This is a genomic window from Clostridium sp. D53t1_180928_C8, assembly GCF_015667795.1.
Classification (GTDB): Bacteria; Bacillota; Clostridia; order Clostridiales; family Clostridiaceae; genus Clostridium.
On the sequence record NZ_JADPEL010000093.1, the window covers coordinates 1 to 5,091 of the forward strand.

The window sequence follows — 5,091 nt, forward strand, 5'->3', positions numbered from 1 at the left end:
GACGTGCGAGTAGCACGGCCAGTAACAGAGCCTTATAGGCGTAGAGCAAACCACCCGTTTTACGGGTGGTCCTGATTTACCTAAAATTCGTTTAATTTGAATAAAGGTTCCTTGATAACAAGGTGTAACATATCTATCTTTCAAATGTATATCATCAACAACATTAATAGCAAATTCTGAAAGTAAACTTCCAGAATTAGGACACCTGGGTATACTAATGATTGCCAGGGGCAAGCAGTGGCTATAAAATTTTTAATGAAGGGAACTAGAAAAAATATAGTTTCCTTCATTTTTGTATAAAAGAATACTAGCTGCTATGCAGGTATGTTCAGAATAGCTTAAGCGGTGAGTATATAAAAAAACGATGTCAAATTGAATAATATATGAGTAAAAATATTTATAAATGGTCTTGATTTTCTTTACCATTGAAATATTAGGAGATTTTTATGGTAGAATGGTTTAAAAATATAAACTAATTTAAATATATAGATAGAAGTTTAAAGTAAATATTAAGGTGGTAAGGAAATGAAGAAAAAAATTAAAATTCATATATTACATTGTGGGGATGTTGGGGTTGATCCTGCAGTTCCATTTAGAGATGTTTCAAAAAATCCAATAGCTTATACAGGCATTGGTAGAAGTATCAAGCATAGAATTTGGTTACCAGTTTCAGCTTACTTAATTGAACATCCTAAGGGATTAGTATTATTTGATACAGGATGGCATAAGGATGTAAGAATTAATGAAAAGAAGCACATGTCTTGGAAATTAAATTATGCAAGTAAGGCAAGACTTCCGGAAGGTATGGCAGTTGATGAGCAACTTAATAATTTGGATATAAATACAAGTGATTTAGATTATGTATTTTTAAGTCATATGGATGTTGATCATGTAAGTGGAGTAGAACTAGTAAAGGATGCTAAGAAAATTTTAATTAGTGATGAAGAGTTTGATGCAATAAAAAAGAGTAATATAAGATATAATAATAAATTATGGGAAAATGTAAATATAATTCCGTTTAAGATGTGTAAATCACAGTATGGCCCATTTAATAGAGCGTTTGATGTATTTGAAGATGGGACTGTATTGATGCTTGATGCTCATGGACATACAGAGGGAAATATAATAGCTAGAATTGAAAATAATGAAAAGTTTGTTTTACTTACCGCAGATTGTGGATATGCAAAAGAATCATGGGAAAATTTAAGACTTCCAGGACCAATAAGTAATAAAAGGGATATGTTAACTGCGTTAAAATGGGTACAAAAAAATTCAAAAGATAAAAGTTGTATTGATGTTTTAGCAACACATGATTCTCATATAAAACCTCAAAAAGCTTTTATAGCTTTAGGTGATCAAACAAGACAATTAATAATTATTGCTTTACTTGAAGGTGATTGTAATGGAATTAGAGTTGGTGAAATAAAGGAAAAGACCCATCTTTCAAGACCAGCAGTATCACATCATCTTCAAATATTAAAAGATGCAGGAATTATAAGTATGAGACGTGAAGGAACTAAAAACTATTATTATGTAAATGCTAGTGAAACACAATGGAAAGAGCTTAAAGATTTAATTGATTATATATATGAAATTGTTCAAGATGTTTCATGTAAAAACAAAAATATATATAGATTATTTTAAAAAATATATAATAAATAAGGGGAATGGATATGGATATATTAAAAGCAGTAGAATTAAGGCATTCAGTACGTAGTTATACTGATAAAAAAATTGATAAGGAAACAATAAATGAATTAAATAAAGTTATAAAAGAATGCAATGAAAGTGGTAAAATGAATATTCAATTATGTATTGATGAACCTAATGTATTTAATGGTATTATGGCTCATTATGGAAAATTTAAGAATGTTAAAAATTATATTGCTATTATTGGTAAAAAAGGAGAGGATTTGGATGAAAGGTGTGGCTATTATGGAGAGAAAGTGGTATTAAAAGCTACTCAATTAGGGCTTAATACTTGTTGGGTAGCACTTACTTATAGTAAATCTAAAGTTAATTGTATAGTAAATAAAGATGAAAAACTTCGTTGTGTAATAGCATTAGGTTATGGAGAAACAAATGGAGTAGAGCATAAAAGTAAAACTATAGAAGAACTTTCTGATGTTAAAGGTGAAATGCCAGTATGGTTTAAAGAAGGAATGAAATCAGCACAGCTTGCACCAACAGCAGTTAATCAGCAGAAATTTATTATTAAATTAAATGAAAATAAAGTAGAAGCTAAAGCATTAACAGCATTTTATTCTAAGATAGATCTTGGTATCGTAAAATATCATTTTGAAATCGGTGCAGGAAATACAACAGAATGGAACTGGGTAAAATGATAACAATATTAGTATGTTTGATAGCAGGATTAGGAGCAGGTATAGGAACAGGGTTAGCTGGTTTAAGTGCAGCAGCAGTTATATCTTCCAATGCTAATTACATTTCTTGATGTTCCAGCATATACAGCAGTTGGTATAGCATTAGCATTAGATGTATTAGCAAGTGCAGTATCTGCTTATACTTAGGGAAAAAATAAAAAACTAAAATAATACAGTCTATAATATGTGGAGTATTGATAGGATTTATCTGTGGATTTATAGGTGCTGGTGGAGGAATGATGCTGCTTTTAATTCTAACAAGTATTTTAGGATATGAATTAAAGACAGCAGTTGGTACAAGTGTATTTATCATGGCATTTACAGCATTTACTGGATCAACATCTCATTTTATGATTGATGGTGTTTCTAATATTAAAATATTATTTCTATGCATGTTATTTACATTTATAGGAGCATAGTCAGCAGCAAAATTTGCTAATAAAGTATCAGAAAAATTATTAAATAGAACATTGGGGGCTATCTTAGTAGTTATTGCTGCAACTATGATAATAGCAAATTCTGAAAGTGAACTTCCAGAATTAGCACACCCAGGTGTCCTAATGATTGCTAGAAGCAAGCATTTGATTTAATAGTAAATGGAATAAAGAAATAATAATTGAAAAGATAGTTGAAGGGATTATTGGATCAAAATATAAGATGAAAATATTAATGGGAGATATGGATTAATTATTTATGTAAAAGTTTAAAATTATCATCTGAAGGTATACTAGTGATTAACATTTTCTATAGATTATATTATAATTGTTTAAAGCACTTACTTAGGTAGGTGCTTTAAATATATTTAAAATTAAGTATACTGGATATACATGTTACTACTAATGATAACGTAAATATTAATGTATAAATTTAACTTGTAAATTAGTATAATATGTATAGAAAAAACTTGTTTTATGGGTCTAAAATGTATAGAAACAAATAGAAAGATGGAAATTATAGTGATTTAAATAAAACAATAACTATAAATGTTTAGAACTTAATTATATCAATATAGAAAAATTTCATTAATGGTATTATATATAAGTGGTGATGAAGAAGTTATAAAACATCTAAAGCAATAATCAATACTTTAGACGATTTTTTTAAAATAAAGATCATAGAGTAGATAGGGGAGAATAAGATGAACAAGGTTATTAAAACAATAATGGAGAGAAGATCATTACGAAAATATAAAACACAATGTATAGAGCAAGAACATATAGATGCGATTTTAGAAGCTGCAATGAGAGCACCTACAGCAGGTAATATTGGGCGATTTTTTGTAGGAAATGGTAGTGCTGACACAAAGACTTTAATGTCTCATGAAGAAGCTATAACCTTAGGTAAAATGTATAATATGGAAACAGGTTTTATTTATAAAGTAAATGATCATACTACTAATTTGATTAAGTCTTATTTAGATAATATTGATGAGCTTTGGAGTCATCTAATGGAAGTGTTAGATCCAGAGATAGCTGTTTTAAAAGGTGAAGATTTAGTTGGTGTATTATTGGTATATGAAGATAAGGAAGCTTGTATGTATAATGTCCTAAGTAATAAGGAGACTCATAAAAAATATAAAACTAATGCTACTTATCATCAGATAGCTAGTGGAGTTTATGGAGCTTTAGCAAGTATTTTAAATGATAATATAACACCGAGGGATATATTATGTTGAACAGCTACTGGAAAGATGTAATAGTAATTATGGTAAATATTTAAGCTATCATCTAGGTCTATGTAGCGTTGGAGAAAATAATGATTTAGACGGTGATCTTTTAAATAGAATGAGGGAAATTAATAGAAAAAATTAAAGTAAATTTAATCTTTAAAATCCCTAACTTCAGATTAAGAATTAACTTTAATAGAAGTTAGGGATTCCATATTAGTTATCAGATAAAGATAAATCCTTTTTTTTAAAATAGTATTTCATATCCATCTTTTTTAACTCGGTTAGTTATATAAAATCTATTTTTCTCATAAATTTTTTGGGGATTTCTTTCAGATTTATCAGTAGAGGTATAAAGACAAAGATATTTTTTTCCTCTAGCTTTTGATTCATTTATTACAAAGTTAAGTAAAAGCATACCTATACCTTTCTCTCTATGTTTTTGCTTACACAATACCAACCTATCCAATCTATATCTTCAAAGTTCTCAAATGAAGCATAAATACCAATTATACCCAAAAACTTTTCTTTATTATTTATAACAATAAAATATTGTAGAGTTTTAACATCACTATCATAGTGATTATTATAATAAGTAAGATTTTTTTTATTTATACTTGCTTCTAACTCTGATTTTATTACTTCATCTTCATGTTTAAAAACACTTTCTACTAATTTAGCAGCACTAGTTAAGTATTTATTAGTTAAAGTTATTAAAGTCAAACTATCAGTTGATTTCATGAAGCACCTCTTAATAGTTATATAAATATTTTATGAAAGAGCGGAGAAAATATGATGATATATCATATAAATTATAGTTAACATATTCAATGATAAAAAAGACTTTAAATAAAAAAACTTATATTTCCAATATATAATACAAAGTAGGTAGAATTTAAATACATAATATGGTATAATTTGGAAAAGATAATACGTATTACTTTCATTTTGAGAAAACGATTACAAAAAACTATAAAAGTATTAATGCTAGAATTAATACTAGTATTAGTATTTTTTTAATTATATTAGCATCTGCTATAA

The 5,091-nt window shown here is 27.7% G+C and carries 4 protein-coding genes and 2 pseudogenes; 5 read left to right on the forward strand and 1 reads right to left on the reverse strand.

What is annotated here, in order from left to right:
- Nucleotides 1-525 precede the first annotated feature (525 nt).
- From I4V51_RS21295 to I4V51_RS21305, 5 genes and pseudogenes are all read left to right on the forward strand, one after another.
- Nucleotides 526-1,209, forward strand: a pseudogene (locus tag I4V51_RS21295) (N-acyl homoserine lactonase family protein); the annotation flags it as partial.
- 81 nt (nt 1,210-1,290) lie between these two features.
- The gene (locus I4V51_RS21300; protein ID WP_347708677.1) at nt 1,291-1,644 is read left to right on the forward strand and encodes a metalloregulator ArsR/SmtB family transcription factor; all 354 of its coding nucleotides are present in this window, start codon (nt 1,291-1,293) and stop codon (nt 1,642-1,644) included.
- A gap of 29 nt (nt 1,645-1,673) precedes the next feature.
- Nucleotides 1,674-2,345: a nitroreductase family protein gene (locus tag I4V51_RS20325; protein ID WP_195990265.1), complete on the forward strand. Its 672-nt coding sequence runs from the start codon at nt 1,674-1,676 to the stop codon at nt 2,343-2,345.
- Nucleotides 2,327-2,878 (forward strand): annotated as a pseudogene (locus tag I4V51_RS20330) (sulfite exporter TauE/SafE family protein); the annotation flags it as partial. The gene I4V51_RS20325 and the pseudogene I4V51_RS20330, both read left to right, overlap by 19 nt.
- 644 nt (nt 2,879-3,522) lie before the next feature.
- Nucleotides 3,523-4,059, forward strand: a complete 537-nt coding sequence (locus tag I4V51_RS21305; RefSeq protein ID WP_243281588.1) for a nitroreductase family protein — start codon at nt 3,523-3,525, stop codon at nt 4,057-4,059.
- 411 nt (nt 4,060-4,470) lie between these two features.
- Here the strand turns inward: I4V51_RS21305 and I4V51_RS20340 are convergent, their stop codons facing one another.
- On the reverse strand, nt 4,471-4,791 hold the full coding sequence (locus I4V51_RS20340; protein ID WP_195990266.1) for a hypothetical protein: 321 nt from the start codon (nt 4,789-4,791) through the stop codon (nt 4,471-4,473).
- Nucleotides 4,792-5,091 lie beyond the last annotated feature (300 nt).